The following is a 1,175-nucleotide window of genomic DNA, read 5'->3' as shown; positions in this document are numbered from 1 at the left end:
ATGACGGACGTAGTGATCGTATCGGCCGCGCGGACCGCGGTCGGCAAATTCGGCGGCTCGCTCGCGAAGGTCGCGGCACCGGAACTGGGCGCGACGGTGATTCGCGCGGTGCTGGAGCGTTCGGGCGTGAAGCCCGAGCAGGTGAGCGAAGTGATCATGGGCCAGGTGCTGACGGCGGGTTCGGGGCAGAACCCGGCGCGCCAGTCGCTGATCAAGGCCGGCCTGCCGAGCGCAGTGCCGGGGATGACGATCAACAAGGTGTGCGGCTCGGGCCTGAAGGCGGTGATGCTGGCGGCGAACGCGATCGCGGCGGGCGACGCGGAGATCGTGATCGCGGGCGGCCAGGAAAACATGAGCGCGTCGCCGCACGTGCTGCCGGGCTCGCGCGACGGGTTCCGGATGGGTGACGCGAAGCTGGTCGACACGATGATCGTCGACGGCCTGTGGGACGTGTACAACCAGTACCACATGGGCATCACGGCGGAGAACGTCGCGAAGGAATACGGGATCACGCGCGAGGAGCAGGACGCGTTCGCGGCGCTGTCGCAGAACAAGGCGGAAGCCGCGCAGAAGGCCGGCCGCTTCAACGACGAGATCGTGCCGGTGTCGATTCCGCAACGCAAGGGCGAGCCGCTGCAGTTCGCGACCGACGAGTTCGTGCGTCACGGCGTGACGGCGGAATCGCTGGCGGGCCTGAAGCCGGCGTTCTCGAAGGACGGCTCGGTGACGGCGGCGAACGCGTCGGGGCTGAACGACGGCGCGGCGGCGGTGCTGGTGATGTCGGCGCAGAAGGCGGCGGCACTCGGCCTGACGCCGCTGGCGCGGATCAAGGCATACGCGAACGCGGGCGTGGATCCGAGCGTGATGGGCATGGGTCCGGTGCCGGCATCGCGCCGCTGCCTGGAGCGCGCGGGCTGGACGCCGGGCGACCTGGACCTGATGGAAATCAACGAGGCATTCGCGGCGCAGGCGCTGGCGGTGCACAAGCAGATGGGCTGGGACACGTCGAAGGTGAACGTGAACGGCGGGGCGATCGCGATCGGCCACCCGATCGGCGCGTCGGGCTGCCGGATCCTGGTGACGCTGCTGCACGAGATGGCCAAGCGCGATGCGAAGCGCGGGCTGGCGTCGCTGTGCATCGGCGGCGGGATGGGTGTCGCGCTCGCGGTCGAACG

The 1,175-nt window shown here is 69.7% G+C and carries 1 protein-coding gene; it reads left to right on the top strand.

Annotated features, from left to right (window positions below; translation table 11 throughout):
* Positions 1 to 1,175 (top strand): acetyl-CoA C-acetyltransferase (locus DIE06_RS37765; protein WP_148094386.1); only part of this gene is annotated, 1,175 nt, incomplete at both ends.

Origin of the sequence: Burkholderia sp. Bp8998 (assembly GCF_003854235.1) — a bacterium.
Taxonomy (GTDB): Bacteria; Pseudomonadota; Gammaproteobacteria; order Burkholderiales; family Burkholderiaceae; genus Burkholderia.
The sequence above is the reverse complement of the archived record's forward strand: the minus strand, read 5'-3'. Positions and strand labels throughout refer to the sequence as shown.